This is a genomic window from Acidovorax sp. Root275, from assembly GCF_001428965.1.
Classification (GTDB): Bacteria; Pseudomonadota; Gammaproteobacteria; order Burkholderiales; family Burkholderiaceae_C; genus Acidovorax; species Acidovorax radicis.
Map to the genome: position 1 here is coordinate 779,572 of NZ_LMJH01000010.1, position 17,050 is coordinate 796,621.

Genomic DNA, 17,050 nt, shown 5'->3' on the forward strand with positions numbered 1-17,050 from the left:
ACACCCGCCATGGCCCACGGTGCGCCCTCCGCCGCCTACCGGTATGCGGTGTCTTTTGCCCCCCACCCCGGCAGCCTGGGCTGGCTGGCCGGCAGCCATTGGCTGGGCCGCTGCGCCGCCTTGCTGCAGCCCCTGGAGCAGCGCGGTATTGCAGGGGTTTCCGCTGACGACCTGCACCGGCTGACAGCCGCACCGCGCCGCCGTGGCTGGCAGGCCCCGCTCCTGGCGCCTTTTGCGCTGGCACCCGGCACGGACTGGCTCTCGCTGCACCAGGCCGTGCAGGCGCTGGCCCACAGCCTCATGCCCTGTGTATTGCCAACCCTGCATGTGGAGCGCGTGGGTGACGTTCTGGCGCTGGTGCTGCCTGCGTCCCACGCCGCCAACAGCGCCTTGCAGGAAACCGCTGCAGCCGGCCATGCCGCGCTGCACCGCCTGGCCGCTCCGCCATCCGGCATCGAACCGTTGCGCAGCGAACATCCGCTGGCGCAGCAGGCGTTCCGTTTTCACCTGCCCCTCACCGGCCCGTTGCAGCAGGTGGATGCGCAGACGCAGACCCTGGTTTTTGATGCCGCGCAGGAATATTTCTCTGACCTGCCCCCGCTGAAGTTCAACAGCCTGGCCCTTTTTGCCGAGCCCACGCCGGGCGCTGACTTTGTGCTGCTGGACCACGTGGAGATGACCCCTTAGCCCTTGGAACAGCGCCTGGTACAGCTTGCCACCCGCCCACAGCCAATTCAATGACCACCACCGACACCCCCATGCCTTCCGTCACGATCTATCACAACCCCAAATGCGGTACGTCTCGCAACACGCTCGCCATGATCCGCAACAGCGGCGTGGAGCCCGAAGTCATCGAATACCTCAAGACCCCACCTGACCGCGCCACCCTGCTGGCGCTGATCGCCGCCACGGGTGAACCGGTGATCCACGCCGTGCGCACCAAGGAAGCGGTCTTCACCGAGCTGCAACTGGACGCGCCGGGCGTGACCGATGCGCAGCTCGTCGAAGCGATGCTGCAGCACCCCATCCTCATCAACCGCCCCATCGTGGTCACGCCCCTGGGCACACGGCTGTGCCGCCCGTCCGAGAAGGTGCTGGATATCCTGCCCGCCCCCCAGCAAGGCGCCTTTACCAAGGAAGATGGCGAAGTCGTGACCAATGCCCAGGGCCAGCGTGTCTGAGGCCGTAGCGCACTGCGGCGCATGACCGCCGCCTCACAACGCTGGACCGTGGCGCGCCTGGGCACGGCCCAGACCTTGTCCTGGGCCTCGTCCTACTACCTGCCCGCCATGCTGGCCGTGCCCATGGCGCGCGATCTGGGCGTGGCCACCCCCACCGTGTTCGCAGCGTTCTCGGTGGCGCTCATCGTGTCGGCGTTGCTGGGGCCGGTTGCGGGTCGGACCATCGACCGCCATGGCGGGCGACCGGTGCTGGTGGGCACCAACCTGCTGTTTGCCGCCAGCCTGGCGGGCATGGCGCTGGCGCAAGGCCCCGTGGGCCTGTTTGCCGCCTGGGTGCTGATGGGCGTGGCCATGGGGTCCGGCCTGTACGAGGCCGCGTTTGCCACGCTGGTGCGCCTGTACGGCCAGGGCGCACGCAGTGCCATCACCGGCATCACGCTGATTGCGGGTTTTGCCAGCACCGTGGGCTGGCCGCTGTCGGCCTGGATGGAAGTGCAATGGGGCTGGCGCGGCGCATGTGTGGGATGGGCAGCATTGCATTTGCTGGTGGGCTTACCGCTGAACGGCTGGTTGCCGCGCATCGCGTCCGAAGAGAAGGGCCCAACCACAGGAGCCGGTACACACTCTTCCACCGCCGCCACAACAGCCACACCTGCATCGCCCGCTCCCGACCACGCGCTGCGCACCACCGTGCTCCTGTCCTTCGTGTTTGCCGTCACCTGGTTCACCAGCACTGCCATGGCGGCCCATCTGCCACGCCTGCTGCAGGCCAGTGGCACATCGTTGCAGACGGCGGTGACCATGGCGGCGCTCGTGGGCCCGGCCCAAGTGGCGGCGCGGCTGCTGGAGTTTGGCTTCCTGCGCCGCCTGCATCCATTGCTGTCAGCCCAGCTGGCGGCGGTGGCCCACCCGGTGGGCGCGGCCTTGTTGATGGTGGTGGGCGGGCCCGCAGCCGCGGTGTTCACGGTGTTGCACGGGGCCGGCAACGGCATCCTGACCATTGCCAAGGGCACGCTGCCGCTGGTGCTGTTTGGGCCTGCAGGCTACGGCGCCCGCCAGGGCCTCATGATGGTGCCTGCCCGCGTGGCACAGGCCTTTGCCCCCGTGCTGTTCGGCATGCTGATCGATGGTGTGGGCGCTGCCGCCCTGTGGGCCACCACGCTGCTGGGGTTGGCAGCGCTGGGAGCGTTGTGGGTGTTGCGGCCCGTGGCGCAGCGCTGATCAACCGCGCGGCGCCACAAACTCCGCCCGCGCCTTGAGCGCTGGGGCGCGCGAATGGCAACCCTCCAGGTGGTCGTTCACCAGCCCCATGGCCTGCATGAAGGCATACACCGTGGTGGGGCCCACAAAACTCCAGCCGCGTTTTTTCAGGTCCTTGGACATGGCGATGGACGCGGGCGACGTGGACAGGGTGCGCGCCACCTCGCGCGTGAGGCGCTCGGGCCGGTCGGCGGCGGCAGGCTCGTAGCGCCACGCGTAGTGTGCGAGTGAGCCGAACTCGCGCCGCAGCTCCAGCACGCGCCGTGCATTGTTGATGGTGGACTCGATCTTTCCCCGGTGGCGCACAATGGCCGCGTCCTGCACCAGGCGCTCGACATCGGTGGGGCCGAAAGCGGCAACCTGCTCAGCATCGAAGTTCGCAAACGCTGCGCGAAACCCCTCGCGCTTGTTCAGGATGGTCAGCCAGCTCAGGCCCGACTGGAAGCCCTCCAGGCAGATCTTCTCGAACAGCCGCCGGTCGTCCGCCACCGGAAAGCCCCATTCCTGGTCATGGTAGTGGCGGTAAAACGGCGTGGCCTGGCACCAAGTGCAGCGCGGGCAGCCGGCCTCGTCGGCAAACAGGCCCTCGGGCAAGTCAGGCAGGTCACGCGGCGGAGAGGTGGGTTCAACGGTCATGCGTGGCATTCTAGAAACTGCACCGGCCACGCTGCTGACACCCCTTCGGACGCCCCACGCGATCTGCCCATAAACTGCCCGCATGCGCCAGTTTCTCCCCCGCCTGCGAGCCTTGCCCCCCCTGATGATCAGCCTTGCCCTGGCGGGCTGCGCCAGTACCACCGGCCCCACCAGCATGCTGGGCTACTACTGGCAGTCGGTGCAGGGGCACATGCAGATCATGCAGGCGGCCGAGCCGATCGACCGCTGGATCGCCCGCACCGACATCCCACCTGCCCTGCGCGAGCGGCTGCAGCTGGCGCAGCGTGCCCGCACCTTTGCCGTGGCCGAGCTGGGCCTGCCCGACAACGCCAGCTACCGCCGCTATGCGGACCTCAAACGCCCCGCCGCCGTGTGGAACGTGGTGGCCGCGCCGCCGTACTCCCTCACGCTGCACACCTGGTGCTTCCCGGTCACGGGTTGCATTGGCTACCGGGGCTACTTCACCGAGGGCGCCGCGCAGGCCGAGGCGGCTGAACTGGCCGCGCAAGGCCTGGAGGTGGAGGTGTATGGCGTGCCCGCGTACTCCACGCTGGGCTACATGAACTGGGCGGGGGGCGATCCGCTGCTCTCCACCTTCATCGCCTGGCCCGAGGGCGACTTTGTGCGCCTGTTGTTCCACGAGCTGGCGCACCAGGTGGTCTATGCCAAGAACGACACCTTGTTCAACGAGTCGTTCGCCACGGCCGTGGAGCGCATCGGCATTGCGCAGTGGCTCGCAACCCAGTCCACCCCGCAGGCGCGCGAGGCGTTTGCCACCAGCGAGGCGCGGCGCAGCGCCTTCCGCGCGCTGACGCGCGCCACACGCGCCCGGCTGGCAGCCATTTATGAACAAAAAGAGGCCCCAGCGCTTGGTGGTAATGCGCTAGCAGCTATGAAAATTGAAGCAATGGAGGCTTTTCGCACCGACTACGCAGCCCTGCGCGCACGCTGGCTGGGCACCCCGGGCGGCCCCGCCCCCCAGGCCACCACGGCCCAAGTGACGGGCTACGACCGCTGGGTGGCCAAGGCCAACAACGCCAGCTTTGCAGCCCAGGCCGCCTACGACGAGCTGGTGCCCGGATTCGAAGCCCTGTTTGAGCGCGAAGGCCGCGACTGGCCCCGGTTTTATGATGCCGTACGACAACTGGCGCAGCAGCCCCAGCCACAACGCCACGAGGCCTTGCGCGCACTGCGGCCTTCCCAGACAACGCCCTAAGGAGACGACCCATGCCCGACATCCACATCCACCGCGACCACCACCTGGGCTTCAAGGAAGCCCGCAAGGTCGCCTTCTCCTGGGCCGAAAAGGCCGAAGAAAAATTCGACATGGAATGCACCTACGAAGAAGGCGAGAAGGAGGACCTGCTGACCTTCACCCGCTCGGGCGTCAAGGGCACGCTGCTGGTGGATGCCCACCAGTTCGAGATGAAGGCACAGCTCGGTTTTCTGTTCGGCGCGTTCAAGGACCGCATCGAGGCCGAAATTGGCGAACAGCTCGACGCCCTGCTCAATGCGCCCCACCCCGGCGCCAAGAAACCCGCCACCGACAAGAAGAAACACGCGGCAGAGGCGGGTGCAGACAAGCCGGCCACCAAAGCAGCGGCGAAACCCGCACCCAAGGCCAGGAAGGCGTAGCCGCCGGGGCCCTGATCATGACATCCACCGCCACGGGCACTGCCGCCCACAGCCCGGCGTTCGACACCCTCGCCACACTGCTCCACACCCGCTACAGCTGCCGCGCCTTTCTGCCAGAACCCCTGTCACGCGCGACCATCGAGCGCATCCTGGCCACCGCGCAGCGCACGGCCTCGTGGTGCAATGCGCAGCCCTGGCAGCTCACCATTGCCAGTGGCGCCACGCTGGAGCGCCTGCGCAGCGCACTGCAGTCGCACATGGCCACAGTAGCCCCTGCGCCCGACCTGCCCTGGCCCCGCGAATACCGGGGGGTGTACCAGGAGCGGCGGCGCGAATGCGGCTGGGGCCTGTACGAAGCGCTGGGCATTGCCAAGGGCGACCGCGAGGCCTCGGCCCGTCAGGCGGCCCAGAACTTCACGATGTTCGGCGCACCACATGTGGCCATTGTCACCAGCGACGAGGCGCTGGGCGTCTATGGTGCGGTGGACTGCGGCGCGTATGTGAGCAACTTCATGCTGGCCGCGCACAGCCTGGGCGTGGGCTCCATCGCGCAGGCCGCACTCGCCTCCTACCCCGACGTGCTGCGCGACGTGCTGGGCATTGGCGAGGACCGCACCATCGTCTGCGGCATCTCGTTCGGCATGGCGGACCCGGAACATCCGGCCAACCATTTCCGCACCACGCGTGCCGATCCGGCGGGCAGCGTCGTGTGGCGGGACTGACCGAGCGGATATCAGGCGGCAGCGCGCAACAAGGGGCTGCGCGTGCGCACCACCCCGAACAGGTCCTTGGGGTCTGACAGTTCGGGAATCAGTTCGATGGGCTGGCCCATGCCCAACTCGGTGGCCGCGTCGCGCAGGAACCGCAGCGCAGAAAAGTCCTCCAGCGCAAAGCCCACGGAATCGAATACCGTCACAGCCGCATCGCTGGCCCGGCCGGCACGCTGGCCCGCGAGTACCTCCCACAATTCGGTCACGGCAAAGTCGGCCGGCAGTTGCTGGATGTCGCCTTCGATGCGCGTCTGCGGCGCGTATTCGACAAACACCTGCGCCTGGCGCAGCACATCGGCATGCAGCTCCGTCTTGCCAGGGCAATCGCCCCCCACTGCGTTGATGTGCATGCCCGGTGCCAGCATGTCGGGCGTGAGGATGGTGGCATTGGTCTTGTCCGCCGTCACCGTGGTCACGATGTCGGCGCCGCGCACGGCCTCGGCCGTGCTGGTGCAGACCATGGTGCGCAGGCCCATGCCTTGCAGGTTGGCCTGCAGCTTGGCGGTGGCGGCCGGGTCGGTGTCGAACAGCCTCAGGGTGACGATGCCCAGCAGGTGGTGGAAGGCCAGCGCCTGGAACTCGCTTTGGGCGCCGTTGCCGATCAGCGCCATGGTGCGAGCGCCGGGGCGGGCCAGAGCGCGGGCGGCCACGGCCGACATGGCGGCGGTGCGCAGGGCGGTGGTGAGGGTGAGCTCACTCAACAGCAGCGGCGCACCCGTGGCCACATCGGCCAGCACGCCAAACGCCATCACCGTGGACAAGCCCCAGCGCGTGTTCTTGGGGTGGCCGTTGACGTACTTGAACGCATAGGTCTGGTCGTCGGCAATGGGCATCAGCTCGATCACGCCGTCGCGCGAATGGCTGGCCACACGCGCCGATTTGTCGAAGGCGTTCCAGCGCAGGTAGTCGGCATGCAGGTAGTCGGCCATGCCGCGCAGGCAGGCCTCGACGCCCTTGCGTTGCACCAATGCGATGACATCGGGCGCACTGAGGTAAAGGGTGGAAAAGTGTTTTTTGGAAGGCATGGTGCTTGTCTCCGGGTGGGATAGAAGCAGTGTCCTGGAGCGTCGCAGCAATGGGAATCGCCCAAACTGCCGCATATTGCAGGCTGGTTTGCCGGTATGGCAGGGGAATTTGCCACTTTGCACAATAGCCGGCGCCCACGCCCTGGTGGCGTGGGCGCGCTATCCTCCCCCTACCGGGCGCAATCTATGCCCTTCCGACAACATTCCGCACCATGACGCCTTCGGACATCCTCATCAGCGAAGTCGGTCCACGCGACGGCCTGCAGTCCGTGAAGGCCACCATGCCCACTGCCGACAAGCTGCGCTGGATTGATGCGCTGGTGGCGGCCGGCCTGCGCGAGATCGAAGTCGGCTCGTTTGTCCCGGCGCGCCTGCTGCCCCAGATGGCCGATGTGGCCGAGGTGGTGCGCCATGCGCTGGCCCACCCGGGCGTCACCGTGATGGCGCTGGCGCCCAACCTGCGCGGCGCCGAGGCAGCCTTGGCGGCGGGTGTGCACAAGGTCACGCTGCCGGTGTCGGCCAGCGCCGCGCATTCGCTGGCCAATGTGCGCAAGACGCGCGAGGCCATGGTCGAGGAAGTGCGCGCCGTGGTCCACCTGCGCGATACACAGGCTCCCGCCATGCTGGTGGAGGTGGGGTTGTCCACGGCCTTTGGCTGCACGCTGCAGGGCGAAGTGCCCGAGGACGATGTGATCTGGCTCGCGGGCCTGTGCGCCGAGGCGGGCGCCGACGAGGTGGGGCTGTCCGACACCACCGGCATGGCCAACCCGGCGCAGGTGCGCCGCCTGTTCACGCGCCTGCGCGCCGAGCTGGGCACCCGGGCTGGGGCGGCCCACATGCACAACACGCGGGGCCTGGGGCTGGCCAACTGTCTGGCGGCCTACGACGTGGGGGTGCGCACGTTCGATGCGTCGCTGGGCGGCCTGGGCGGCTGCCCCTACGCGCCGGGCGCTTCGGGCAACGTGGTGACAGAAGACCTGGTGTTCATGTTCGAGGCCATGGGCATTGCCACAGGCGTCGACCTGGAGCGCCTTATGGCCGCACGTGCGCCGCTGCAGGTGGGGCTGCCTGGCGAGCCGATCTATGGCATGACGCCAGAGGCGGGGCTGCCCAAAGGGTGGGCGCCCGGCGCAATGCGCCGTTGAAGCTGTTGTCCTGGAATGCAAAAAAGGCGACCTCGGTCGCCTTTTTGTCTTTCTGGCCAGGCGGCCAGACGCGTGGGTGTCAGCTCAGCGAGGTGATCAGGTCGATGTACTGCTGCTTGGCTGCATCGGCCTCGGTGCCCTTGAGGTTGTTCCAGGCATCCCACTTGGCACGGCCCACCATGTCGGAGAAGCTGGGTTTCTTCTCGGTGTTATCGCCAGTCGTGGCCTGCTTGTACAGCGCGTAGATCTTGAGCAGCGTGGCGTTGTCGGGGCGCTCGCTGAGGTTCTTGGAATTGGCCACAGCGGCTTCGAAGGTGGCGTTCAGGTCGGCCATGTCGGTTACTCCTTGGATGGAAATCGAAAGATGAGGAAGGGGGAGGGAAAGAACGGTGTTGGCAAGAGGTTGCTGCGTTGTATCTTACGGGCTGCGCGCCGCGCCAAGCGGTGCGATCCATAGAGGCAAGCCCCCAAAAAACACGGCTTGTGCCAACCGGGATGAAGCCACGTGCTGGTTCCTTGCCAGGAAACGGGCGATTCATCCTTGTTTGCGCCAGTCCTTACAAACACAACAGGTGTACATCTGATGGTGACCCGCATTCCAGCCCCCAGCGCCACCGCCCTCGAAGGCGTAGCCCCCACCTTGCGCAAGGTGCGCGCCCAGGCCCCCGATGTGGCCCGCAGAGCCGCCCAGGCCCTGCCCCCGGCCGCCCGCAAGGCCGCCACCGTGGTGCAGAAGAACGTACGCCGCGCCGCCACCGGCATGCTGGGCCTGTCGGGCGAGCGCATGAGCAAGGTCGATACCGCCTGGCTGCGCATGGACTCGCACAGCAATCTCATGATGATCAACGGGGTGTGGACCCTCTCGCCCGGCATCGGCTGGGACGCGCTGTGCGAACGCGTGCAGCAGCGCCTGCTGCAGTACCCGCGTTTTCGCCAGCGTGTGGTGGAAGACGCGGCGGGCGCCACTTGGGTGGAAGACCGCAACTTCGACATCGCTGCCCACGTGCTGCGGGAGAAGCTGCCCCACCAGAAAGGCCACAGCATGCAGCGCGCGCTGCAGGACCGTGTGGGCGAACTCGCCATGCAGCCGCTGGATGCGCGCCGCCCCCTGTGGCAGATGCACCTGATCGAAGACTTCGTGGGCGACGACGGTCAGCCGGGCAGTGCGCTCATCGTTCGCATCCACCACTGCATTGCGGATGGCATCGCGCTGATCTCGGTGACCATGTCGCTGGTCGATGGCGGCTCCGAGCCACCCAAACGCAAGCCGCGCGCGGACAAAGAGGCTGCCACGGCCGAGGACTGGATCGCCGACGCACTCATCAAGCCCTTTACTGGCCTCACGGTGAAGGCGCTGGACCTGGCAGGCGACAGCGCGGCCAAGTCGCTGCAGATGCTGGGCGACCCAGAAAAAGCCATGCACCACGGGCTGGCCGGCACCATGGACATGGCGCGCGTGGCCTACCAACTGGTCAGCGATGCCGCAGCTCTCGCGCTGATGCCCGACGACTCGCCCACGCGCCTGAAGGGCCAGCCGGGCAGCGCCAAGCGCGTGGCGTGGTGCCCGCCCATTCCGCTGGAAGAGGTCAAGGCCATCGGCAAGGCGCTCAACTGCTCGATCAACGATGTGCTGCTGTCCTGCGTGGCAGGGGCCATCGGCGGCTACCTGCGCAGCCAGGGCGACGATCCCACAGGCCAGGAAATCCGCGCCATGATCCCCGTCAACCTGCGCCCCATGGAAGAAGCCTGGAAGCTGGGCAACCGCTTCGGCCTGGTGCCCCTGGTGCTTCCCATCGGCATGGCCAACCCGGTGGAGCGCGTGTACGAGGTGCGCAAGCGCATGAACGCGCTCAAGGGCAGCACCCAGCCCATCCTGGCGTTTGCCATGCTGGCCGTGGCGGGCCTGATGATCAAACCCGCCCAGGACGCATTGCTCAACCTGTTTGGCCGCAAGGCCACGGCGGTGATGACCAACGTGCCCGGCCCCAAGGAGCAGCTCACGCTGTGCGGCTCGCGCGTCACGCAGTGCATGTTCTGGGTGCCGCAGTCGGGCGACATCGGCCTCGGGGTCTCCATCCTGAGCTATGGCGGCGGCGTGCAATTTGGCGTGATCACCGACACCACCCTGTGCCCCGAGCCGCAGCGGATCATCGATGCCTTTGCGCCCGAGTTCGACCAGCTGTCGCTGCTCACGCTGATGCTGCCGTGGGGCGAATGAGGTGGCGATCAGCTGAGAACCCTGCGGCACTTCGCGGCCTGGTCGCCCCTGCGCGGCGATCTCTGGTGAAAAACACCGCCCTGCCGCTCGCGCTATGGACGGCGGGGGCCTGCGCGCAGGCGGCCGTGATCGAGGAGCATGCAGAGCGCCCGTATGCCGTGAATGCACATCCCTCCGAAACGCTGCGGCAGGCACTCAACGCAGCCACCCCCATCACCACGAACGGGCAGCGCTTTCACGGCCACACCAGGTGGAATGTCCGCTGGACCTTCCGCTGGCAAAGCGAAGCATCAGGCCAGTGCCGCATCACGGAGGTCACTACACGTTTGCGCACCGAAGTGCAGTTGCCTGAGTTGCGGCGCGCCACCCCCTCCCAGCAGGCGGTGTTTGACCGATACGTGCCAGCCCTGTCACGCCACGAGCAAGGCCACGTGCAGTTCGGCCGCGACGCCGCCCGTGCCGTCGACCAAGGCATTGCACAACTTCCTGCCGCATCCGATTGCGCGGCGCTGGAGCGCCAGGCCAATGAGCTTGGCCACCGTCTGCTGCGCGAACATGCAGAGCGCGAGAAACAGTACGACCGCGACACGCGGCACGGCGCATCGCAAGGCGCCAAGCTGGAGTGAGCCAGCCAAGAACGAACGAACTAAGCAAGCAGGCTTGTGCGTTATCCCCGTACCGCACTGCGGAAAGCCGCCGACAGCGCTCCCAGCGCATCGCGCGGGCGGCCGTCCGTGATGCGTGTGTGCAGCAGCACCGGCAGGCGCGGCAGCTCGGGCAAGCCCAGGCGCGTGCCGACCTCCACCGCCCCTAGCGGCAGCATGCGCGGCGCAAGCGCCGCCACGCCCAGCCCGGCCATCACCGCTGCAGTCACCGCGGCGATCCCCCCACCCACAAACACCTCGGCCCACGCGATGCCAGCCGCGTCGAGCGACCGCCCCGCCATCGCCCGCACACCGCAGGGCTCGGCCAGCGTGGCCAGCGGCAGGGGCTCGCCCGCGCGGTGCTGCCAGCCGGGGGCCGCAAACCAGCCAAACGGTTCCTCGGCCAGCAGCTCGCCGTCGCTGCGGCCCACATGCATGCGGGCCAGCACGGCATCGAGCTCACGCCGGTCGAAGGCCTGCAGCAGGTCGCCCGACGACCCGATGCGGATCTCGATCAACAGCTGCGGGTCTTGCGCATTCATGCGGGCGATCAGCGCGGGCAACTCGGGCCCGGCCACGTGGTCGCTGATGCCGATGGTCAGGCGCTGGCGGGCCTGGACGAAAGAGGCCAGTGCGCGGTCGTGTGCGGCCAGAAGCTCGCGGGCATGTTCGAGAAACGCCGCGCCCCGGGCCGACAGCTGCACGTGCCGCGGCGTGCGCTCGATGAGCCTGCAGCCCAGGCGCGCCTCCAGCCGCTGCAGCTTGAGGCTGACCGCAGCCTGCGCCGTGCCCATGGCCTCGGCCGCGCGGGTGAAGCTGCCCAGCTCGGCAATGCGGACAAAGGCCTCGACGGCATCGAGGTCCAGGGATCGCTCAACCATTTGATTTCGAAATTTCTGAAATAGATATCCATAGCATATTCATATGGATAGCATTTCGCCAGCTTCTTCCTTTTTTTGTTGTTGTCTACCAAGGACCCTGCGATGCCCCTCATCCACATTGCCATGCGCGCCGGCAAGCCCGCGGCCTACCGCCAGGCCATCTTCGACACGCTGTACCGCGCGATGCGCGAGACCTTCAACGTGCCCGAGGACGACCAGTTCATGACCCTCACCGAGCACGACGCCGCGAACTTCCGCTACAGCCCCACCTACCTGGGCGTGGCGCGCAGCGACGATGTGGTGTTCATCCAGATCACCGCCAACAACACGCGCGGGCTGGAGCAGAAGAAGGCGCTGTTCGCGCGCATCGCACAGTTGCTGGGCGAAAGCCCGGGCCTCCGGCCCGAAGACGTGTTCGTGAACATCGTGGAAGTGGCCAAGGAGAACTGGTCGTTCGGCCACGGCCTGGCACAGTACGCGCAGCCTGCGTAGCGCAGCACCCGGCACCCGCAGCGCAGGTGGGCGGCAGAGGCTTCAGGCCGCCGCCAGCGACGCGGACAGCTCCCACACCGCCTCGGCCATGGGCGACATTTCGGCGCGCTGGCGGTACAGGCGGATCTGCACCGGCAGGCTCCAATCGCTGCCGCCTGCGGCGACCAACGTGCCGGCCTTGAGTTCATCGACAATCAGGCTCTCGGGCAGCCAGGCCACGCCACGGCCTTCGAGCGCCATGGTCTTGAGCAGCACCGCATGGTGCGCGGTGAAGACCACCGACACGCCCTGCGGCATGGCGGCGTCCGGCCCTTCGCTGAACAGGTGGCGCATGCGCGACCGCATGATGCGGCCCAGGCCCGAAGCCTCGCTGTAGGCCAGCACGGGCACCGCGTCCTGCTGCACGATAGCGTGCAGCGGCTGGCCGGGCGATGCCGGGGCGGGCGCGCTCACCGGCAGCAGCACATCGCCCGACAGGCGCAGCACGGGGTACTGTGCCTCGTCCAGCCGGCCCGGCACGTCCGGGTGGCCGTGGCACAGCACGAACTGCACGCGGCGCTGCAGCATCAGGTCCTCGCAGGCATGCGAGCTGTCGGACATGGTCTGGATGGGGCCCATCTGTAGCCGGGTTTCGACGCCCACCAGCCAGCGCGGAAAGAAGGTGAGCGACAGCACGTGCGTGGCCGCAAAGCGCAGGCTGGCCGCGGCCACGTCGTGCGCGGCGCGGGCCTTGATGCGCGCGGCCTCCAGGTTGGCCAGAATAGTTTCGAGCAGCGGCAGGAACCGCTGACCGGCCGGCGTGAGCGCCGCGGGGTGCGCGCTGCGGTCGAACAGCTCGACCCCCACCCAGTCCTCCAGCGCCCGGATGTGGCGGCTGAACGCGGGCTGGGCAATCGAGCGCGCCTCGGCCGCGCGCGAGAAATTGCCGGTCTCGGCCAGGGCCAGAAAGTCCTCCAGCCACTCCAGATCCAGCGGTCGGTTGCCAGGGCCCATGGGCGCGTTCCTGCCTTGCGATAGTTGTATGCGATTGAAGTATTGGACCGCGGGCACGGGGTGGGAAATGATCCACCCCGTCGTTCACCCGCTTTCCCCTACGGAGACAAAAAAGCATGCCTGCCATCTCGAATTATCGCGGGATCATCCCCGCCATCTCGTGCCCCTTCACCCCCGACCACCGCATCGACGAGCCCGCGCTGCGCAAGCTCGCGTCCTGGCTGGCGGGCCACGAGGGCGTGGTCGCCATCATGACCAACGGGCACACGGGCGAGGTGTTTTCGCTGACGCCGGCCGAGCGCGCCGAGGTCACCCGCATCGTGGCCGACGAGCTCAAGGGGCTGGAGCGGCCTGTGCCCGTAATCTCCTCCATCGTCTGCGAAGGCCTGGCCGATGCGGCCGAGCACGCCCGCGCCGCCGTCGAGGCCGGCGCCGTGGCGCTGGACGTGATGCCCCCGCACCACTGGCTGCGCTTTGGCTTCACGCCCGGCCATGCGCTGCAGTACTTCGAGGCCATCCACCAGGCCGCACCCAGCGCCGACCTGGTCTGCCATGTGTACCCCGCCTGGACGCGCGCCTCGTACTCGTCGCAGTTGCTGGCCGACCTGGCCCGGCTGCCCTATCTGCAGGCCTTCAAGGTGGGCCAGCGCGACATGAACAAGTACGCCCGCGACATCCAGGCGATCCGCGAGGCCGATGCCTCCAAGGCCATCCTGACCTGCCACGACGAGTACCTACTGGCCTCGATGGTGCAGGGCGTGGACGGCGCGCTGGTGGGCTTTGCCACCTTCATCCCGCAGCTCATCATCGATTTGTGGAACGCCGTGAAGGCCGGTGATTTGAAGAAGGCCATGGCGGTGCAGGCCGTCATCACGCCGCTGAAAGACGCGGTGTACGGCGGCGGCGAGCCCACCGGCGAGGCCCATGCCCGCATGAAGGGCGGCATGTACCTGGCGGGCGTGCTGGACGACGCCACCGTGCGCCCGCCCACCGAGGCGCCCAACGCGAAGGAAGTCGAAGCCCTTCGCGCTGCAGTGAAGCAGGCGGGTTTGCTCAAGCGCTGAGTGATGGATGTGGGCGGGGGATTTTGAGTCCCCCGCGTTGGTAGTTCTCGAACAAAAAGACCGGAGACAAGACACCATGCGACGCAATCAATTTCTCAGCATCACCCTGCGCACAGCCCTGGGCGCCGCCACGCTTGCCATGGCAGCCAGCAGCTTTGCGCAGGCCTACCCCACCAAGCCGGTGCGGGTGGTCATCCCCTTCCCACCGGGCGGCACGCTAGACACCGTGGGCCGCCAGCTGGCGCAAAAGCTGGGCGAGCAGATGGGCCAGAACTTCATCGTGGAGAACAAGCCCGGCGGCAACGGCGTGATCGGCGGCGACGTGGTGGCCAAGGCCCCGGCCGACGGCTACACGCTGCTGTTCAACGCGTCCACCTTCACCACCGCGCCCATGACCATGAAGTCCGTGCCCTACGGCGTGGTCAAGGACTTCACGCCCGTGGCGCTGGTGGCCAAGGCGCCGCTGTCGGTGGCCATCCACAAGAACCTGCCGGTCACCGACATCAAGTCGCTGATGGCCTATGCCAAGGCCAACCCCGGCAAGATGACCTTTGCCGTGGGCTCCATCGGATCGGCCGGGCACCTGTCGACCGAACTCTTGAAGCGCGCCGGCCAGCTCGACTACCTGATCGTGCCGTACAAGGGCACGGCGCCTGCGTTCCAGGACCTGATCGGCGGGCAGATCGACGGCTTCATCGACCCCATCCTCGGCTCGCTGCAGTACCACAAGAGCGGCATGCTGCGCGTGGTGGCCGTCACCTCCGCCCAGCGGGCGGCCAGCCTGCCCGACGTGCCCACGGTGGGCGAGACGATTCCGGGCTACGAGTTCTACAGCTGGTATGGCCTGTGGGGCCCGGCCAAGCTGCCGGCCGACATCACCCAGCGGCTGAACACCGAGGTGAACAAGGCCCTGGCCGAGATGACACCCAAGCTGCGCGAGCAGGGTTTGCTGACCACGCCGGGCAGCGTGGAGGACTTCGCCAAGTTCCAGCGCAGCGACATGGAGCGGTCGCAAAAAATCGTGACCGAAGGGAACATCCGTGTCGAGTAATGCCCGCCACGCCGTCGTCACTGGCGCCAGCAGCGGCATAGGCCGCAGCATCGCCGAATCGCTGCTGGCAGACGGCTGGCGTGTGAGCGGTCTGGACGTTGCGCAGCCGTCGATCGTCGATCCATGGTTCACCCACATGCCCGTCAACCTGGCCGAAGGCGCCGACATCGCCCGCGTGGCCGCTGCCCTGCCCGCGGTGGACGCGCTGGTCCATGCGGCCGGCGTGCTGCGCGTGGGGCCGCTGGGCCAGCTCGACCACGCGGGTGGCGAGCTGATGTGGCGTCTGCATGTGGACGCCGCCACGCGCCTGGCCGACGCCATCGTGCCCGGCATGGCCCAGCGCGGCCGGGGGCGTGTGGTGTTCATCGGCAGCCGTGTGGCGCAGGGCATGGCCGGGCGCGGGCAGTACGCCGCGACCAAGGCCGCGCTGATCGCGCTGGCGCGCAGCTGGGCGGCCGAAGTGGCCGCGCAGGGCGTGACGGTGAATGTGGTCTCGCCCGCGGCCACGGCCACCGGCATGCTGAGCGACCCCGCGCGCCAGGGCAGCGCGCCGCGCCTGCCGCCCATCGGCCGTCTGATCGAACCGGCTGAGATCGCCGCGCTAGTGGGCTTTCTTCTTTCCGACCCTGCCGCCGCCATCACGGGGCAGGACATCGCGATCTGCGGAGGCTCGTCGCTCGCCCGCTGATCTTTTCGTCTCCGTTCATTTTTTGTTTCATCCACCACCAGACCACCATGAAGATCGTCAACATCCTCGAATCGACCCGTCCCATCAAGTCGGACATCCGCAACGCCTACATCGACTTCTCGAAGATGACGCTCAGCCTGGTGGCCGTGGTCACCGACGTGATCCGCGACGGCAAGCCGGTGATCGGCTATGGCTTCAACTCCAACGGCCGCTACGGCCAGGGCGCGCTGATGCGCGACCGCTTCATCCCGCGTGTGCTCGAGGCCGAGCCCGCCAGCCTGCTGGACGCCACCGGCGAGAACATCGACCCACACAAGGTCTGGGCGCAGATGATGATCAACGAGAAGCCCGGCGGCCACGGCGAGCGCTCGGTGGCCGTGGGCACCATCGACATGGCCGTGTGGGACGCCACGGCAAAGATTGCGGGCAAGCCGCTGTTCCAGCTGCTGGCCGAACGCTACGGCAACGGCGCGCCCAACCCGCGCGTGTTCGTCTACGCGGCCGGTGGCTACTACTACCCCGGCAAGGGGCTCGAAGCGCTGCAGCGTGAAATGGAAAGCTACCTGGCGCGCGGCTACTCGGTGGTCAAGATGAAGATCGGCGGCGCCACGCTGGCCGAGGACTGCGAGCGCATCGAGTCGGTGCTCAAGATCCTGGGCCCGGGCCAGCAGCTGGCGGTGGACGCCAACGGCCGGTTCGACCTGGCCACCGCCATCGACTACGGCAAGGCCCTGTCGCAGTACCCGCTGTTCTGGTACGAGGAAGCCGGCGACCCGCTGGACTACGAGCTGCAGGCCAAGCTGGGCGAGGCCTACAAGGGCCCCATGGCCACGGGCGAGAACCTGTTCTCGATGCAGGACGCGCGCAACCTGATCCGCCACGGCGGCATGCACAAGGACCGCGACTGGCTGCAGTTCGACTGCGCACTGAGCTACGGCCTGGTGGAGTACCTGCGCACGCTCGACATGCTCAAGGAACACGGCTGGTCCCCCAGCCGCTGCATCCCCCACGGCGGCCACCAGATGTCACTGGCGATTGCCGCGGGCCTGGGCCTGGGCGGCAACGAGAGCTACCCCGACCTGTTCCAGCCCTACGGCGGGTTCCCTGACGGCGTGAAGGTCGAGAACGGCTACGTCACGCTGCCGCCACTGCCGGGCATCGGCTTCGAGGGCAAGTCGGACCTGATCGCGGAGATGCGGGCGCTGGCGTCTTGACAGTGAAAGTGGTATCCAGCGCTTGTTGAGCAAGCGCTGGCAGCTATGAAATTTGAAGTAACCGCGTTGGCGGCCACTTCAGTTTCCGATGTCTGACGGAGTCACCCAGCTGGCGCGACACCAAGATAACCC

The 17,050-nt window shown here is 67.6% G+C and carries 19 protein-coding genes; 14 read left to right on the plus strand and 5 right to left on the minus strand.

What is annotated here, in order from left to right:
• The first annotated feature begins 9 nt into the window (after nt 1–9).
• The 3 genes from ASE52_RS22905 to ASE52_RS22915 all read left to right on the plus strand — a co-directional run bounded on the left by ASE52_RS22905 (nt 10) and on the right by ASE52_RS22915 (nt 2,402).
• A complete protein-coding gene (locus tag ASE52_RS22905) occupies nt 10–687 on the plus strand; it encodes a DUF1045 domain-containing protein (RefSeq protein WP_057229466.1) in 678 nt (225 codons plus the stop codon).
• Nucleotides 688–758: 71 nt separating this feature from the next.
• Nucleotides 759–1,181 carry an arsenate reductase (glutaredoxin) gene (arsC, locus tag ASE52_RS22910; RefSeq protein ID WP_057229714.1) on the plus strand — a complete coding sequence of 141 codons (423 nt, stop codon included), beginning with the start codon at nt 759–761 and terminating at the stop codon, nt 1,179–1,181.
• A gap of 21 nt (nt 1,182–1,202) precedes the next feature.
• A complete protein-coding gene (locus tag ASE52_RS22915) occupies nt 1,203–2,402 on the plus strand; it encodes an MFS transporter (RefSeq protein ID WP_010462906.1) in 1,200 nt (399 codons plus the stop codon).
• Here ASE52_RS22915 and ASE52_RS22920 read toward each other — a convergent pair whose 3' ends face one another.
• Complete coding sequence (locus tag ASE52_RS22920; RefSeq protein ID WP_029414003.1) at nt 2,403–3,086, minus strand: DNA-3-methyladenine glycosylase I; 684 nt, start codon at nt 3,084–3,086, stop codon at nt 2,403–2,405.
• Nucleotides 3,087–3,159: 73 nt separating this feature from the next.
• On the opposite strand from ASE52_RS22920, the gene ASE52_RS22925 reads away from it, so the two are divergent.
• Genes ASE52_RS22925 through ASE52_RS22935 form a run of 3 tightly spaced genes read left to right on the plus strand, consistent with a single transcriptional unit; the run spans nt 3,160 to nt 5,455 of the window.
• Nucleotides 3,160–4,314 (plus strand): aminopeptidase, encoded by a 1,155-nt coding sequence (locus ASE52_RS22925; protein WP_057229468.1) that lies wholly within the window; start codon nt 3,160–3,162, stop codon nt 4,312–4,314.
• An 11-nt stretch (nt 4,315–4,325) separates the two neighbouring features.
• Nucleotides 4,326–4,733: a polyhydroxyalkanoic acid system family protein gene (locus ASE52_RS22930; RefSeq protein ID WP_057229470.1), complete on the plus strand. Its 408-nt coding sequence runs from the start codon at nt 4,326–4,328 to the stop codon at nt 4,731–4,733.
• Nucleotides 4,734–4,750: 17 nt separating this feature from the next.
• Nucleotides 4,751–5,455, plus strand: a complete 705-nt coding sequence (locus ASE52_RS22935) for a nitroreductase (protein ID WP_057229472.1) — start codon at nt 4,751–4,753, stop codon at nt 5,453–5,455.
• An 11-nt stretch (nt 5,456–5,466) separates the two neighbouring features.
• Here ASE52_RS22935 and ASE52_RS22940 read toward each other — a convergent pair whose 3' ends face one another.
• The gene (locus ASE52_RS22940; protein WP_057229474.1) at nt 5,467–6,528 is read right to left on the minus strand and encodes an ornithine cyclodeaminase; all 1,062 of its coding nucleotides are present in this window, start codon (nt 6,526–6,528) and stop codon (nt 5,467–5,469) included.
• Nucleotides 6,529–6,740: 212 nt separating this feature from the next.
• Here ASE52_RS22940 and ASE52_RS22945 point away from each other — a divergent pair, with 212 nt between their 5' ends.
• Entirely contained in the window at nt 6,741–7,673 is a 933-nt protein-coding gene (locus ASE52_RS22945) for a hydroxymethylglutaryl-CoA lyase (RefSeq protein WP_057229476.1), read from the plus strand.
• Nucleotides 7,674–7,752: 79 nt separating this feature from the next.
• Here ASE52_RS22945 and ASE52_RS22950 read toward each other — a convergent pair whose 3' ends face one another.
• The gene (locus ASE52_RS22950) at nt 7,753–8,007 is read right to left on the minus strand and encodes an acyl-CoA-binding protein (RefSeq protein WP_010462918.1); all 255 of its coding nucleotides are present in this window, start codon (nt 8,005–8,007) and stop codon (nt 7,753–7,755) included.
• Nucleotides 8,008–8,256: 249 nt separating this feature from the next.
• Between ASE52_RS22950 and ASE52_RS22955 the strand changes: the two genes are divergently transcribed.
• Nucleotides 8,257–9,891: a wax ester/triacylglycerol synthase family O-acyltransferase gene (locus ASE52_RS22955; protein ID WP_057229480.1), complete on the plus strand. Its 1,635-nt coding sequence runs from the start codon at nt 8,257–8,259 to the stop codon at nt 9,889–9,891.
• Nucleotides 9,892–9,956: 65 nt separating this feature from the next.
• Entirely contained in the window at nt 9,957–10,517 is a 561-nt protein-coding gene (locus ASE52_RS22960) for a DUF922 domain-containing protein (protein WP_057229482.1), read from the plus strand.
• A 41-nt stretch (nt 10,518–10,558) separates the two neighbouring features.
• On the opposite strand, the gene ASE52_RS22965 is transcribed toward ASE52_RS22960, so the two are convergent.
• Nucleotides 10,559–11,416, minus strand: a complete 858-nt coding sequence (locus tag ASE52_RS22965; protein WP_057229484.1) for a LysR substrate-binding domain-containing protein — start codon at nt 11,414–11,416, stop codon at nt 10,559–10,561.
• Nucleotides 11,417–11,518: 102 nt separating this feature from the next.
• Here ASE52_RS22965 and ASE52_RS22970 point away from each other — a divergent pair, with 102 nt between their 5' ends.
• Nucleotides 11,519–11,908: a tautomerase family protein gene (locus tag ASE52_RS22970; protein WP_057229486.1), complete on the plus strand. Its 390-nt coding sequence runs from the start codon at nt 11,519–11,521 to the stop codon at nt 11,906–11,908.
• A 42-nt stretch (nt 11,909–11,950) separates the two neighbouring features.
• On the opposite strand, the gene ASE52_RS22975 is transcribed toward ASE52_RS22970, so the two are convergent.
• Nucleotides 11,951–12,901 (minus strand): LysR family transcriptional regulator, encoded by a 951-nt coding sequence (locus ASE52_RS22975; RefSeq protein ID WP_057229487.1) that lies wholly within the window; start codon nt 12,899–12,901, stop codon nt 11,951–11,953.
• Between the two features lie 116 nt (nt 12,902–13,017).
• Here ASE52_RS22975 and ASE52_RS22980 point away from each other — a divergent pair, with 116 nt between their 5' ends.
• From ASE52_RS22980 to ASE52_RS22995, 4 genes are all read left to right on the plus strand, one after another.
• A complete protein-coding gene (locus ASE52_RS22980) occupies nt 13,018–13,965 on the plus strand; it encodes a dihydrodipicolinate synthase family protein (RefSeq protein WP_057229489.1) in 948 nt (315 codons plus the stop codon).
• Nucleotides 13,966–14,041: 76 nt separating this feature from the next.
• Nucleotides 14,042–15,016 carry a tripartite tricarboxylate transporter substrate binding protein gene (locus ASE52_RS22985; protein ID WP_057229491.1) on the plus strand — a complete coding sequence of 325 codons (975 nt, stop codon included), beginning with the start codon at nt 14,042–14,044 and terminating at the stop codon, nt 15,014–15,016.
• Complete coding sequence (locus tag ASE52_RS22990; protein ID WP_057229493.1) at nt 15,006–15,704, plus strand: SDR family oxidoreductase; 699 nt, start codon at nt 15,006–15,008, stop codon at nt 15,702–15,704. The genes ASE52_RS22985 and ASE52_RS22990 overlap by 11 nt, the downstream gene beginning before the upstream one ends.
• Nucleotides 15,705–15,751: 47 nt before the next feature.
• Nucleotides 15,752–16,918, plus strand: coding sequence for a mandelate racemase/muconate lactonizing enzyme family protein (locus ASE52_RS22995; protein ID WP_057229495.1), 1,167 nt, complete (start codon nt 15,752–15,754; stop codon nt 16,916–16,918).
• Nucleotides 16,919–17,050: the final 132 nt, after the last annotated feature.

Excerpts from the sequence above, each read along its gene's own strand:
- ASE52_RS22905 (WP_057229466.1), top strand. The coding sequence starts at position 10 with ATGGCCCACGGTGCGCCCTCCGCCGCCTACCGGTATGCGGTGTCTTTT.
- arsC (WP_057229714.1), top strand. The coding sequence starts at position 759 with ATGCCTTCCGTCACGATCTATCACAACCCCAAATGCGGTACGTCTCGC.
- ASE52_RS22915 (WP_010462906.1), top strand. The coding sequence starts at position 1,203 with ATGACCGCCGCCTCACAACGCTGGACCGTGGCGCGCCTGGGCACGGCC.
- ASE52_RS22920 (WP_029414003.1), bottom strand. The coding sequence starts at position 3,086 with ATGCCACGCATGACCGTTGAACCCACCTCTCCGCCGCGTGACCTGCCT.
- ASE52_RS22925 (WP_057229468.1), top strand. The coding sequence starts at position 3,160 with ATGCGCCAGTTTCTCCCCCGCCTGCGAGCCTTGCCCCCCCTGATGATC.
- ASE52_RS22930 (WP_057229470.1), top strand. The coding sequence starts at position 4,326 with ATGCCCGACATCCACATCCACCGCGACCACCACCTGGGCTTCAAGGAA.
- ASE52_RS22935 (WP_057229472.1), top strand. The coding sequence starts at position 4,751 with ATGACATCCACCGCCACGGGCACTGCCGCCCACAGCCCGGCGTTCGAC.
- ASE52_RS22940 (WP_057229474.1), bottom strand. The coding sequence starts at position 6,528 with ATGCCTTCCAAAAAACACTTTTCCACCCTTTACCTCAGTGCGCCCGAT.
- ASE52_RS22945 (WP_057229476.1), top strand. The coding sequence starts at position 6,741 with ATGACGCCTTCGGACATCCTCATCAGCGAAGTCGGTCCACGCGACGGC.
- ASE52_RS22950 (WP_010462918.1), bottom strand. The coding sequence starts at position 8,007 with ATGGCCGACCTGAACGCCACCTTCGAAGCCGCTGTGGCCAATTCCAAG.
- ASE52_RS22955 (WP_057229480.1), top strand. The coding sequence starts at position 8,257 with ATGGTGACCCGCATTCCAGCCCCCAGCGCCACCGCCCTCGAAGGCGTA.
- ASE52_RS22965 (WP_057229484.1), bottom strand. The coding sequence starts at position 11,416 with ATGGTTGAGCGATCCCTGGACCTCGATGCCGTCGAGGCCTTTGTCCGC.
- ASE52_RS22970 (WP_057229486.1), top strand. The coding sequence starts at position 11,519 with ATGCCCCTCATCCACATTGCCATGCGCGCCGGCAAGCCCGCGGCCTAC.
- ASE52_RS22975 (WP_057229487.1), bottom strand. The coding sequence starts at position 12,901 with ATGGGCCCTGGCAACCGACCGCTGGATCTGGAGTGGCTGGAGGACTTT.
- ASE52_RS22980 (WP_057229489.1), top strand. The coding sequence starts at position 13,018 with ATGCCTGCCATCTCGAATTATCGCGGGATCATCCCCGCCATCTCGTGC.
- ASE52_RS22985 (WP_057229491.1), top strand. The coding sequence starts at position 14,042 with ATGCGACGCAATCAATTTCTCAGCATCACCCTGCGCACAGCCCTGGGC.
- ASE52_RS22995 (WP_057229495.1), top strand. The coding sequence starts at position 15,752 with ATGAAGATCGTCAACATCCTCGAATCGACCCGTCCCATCAAGTCGGAC.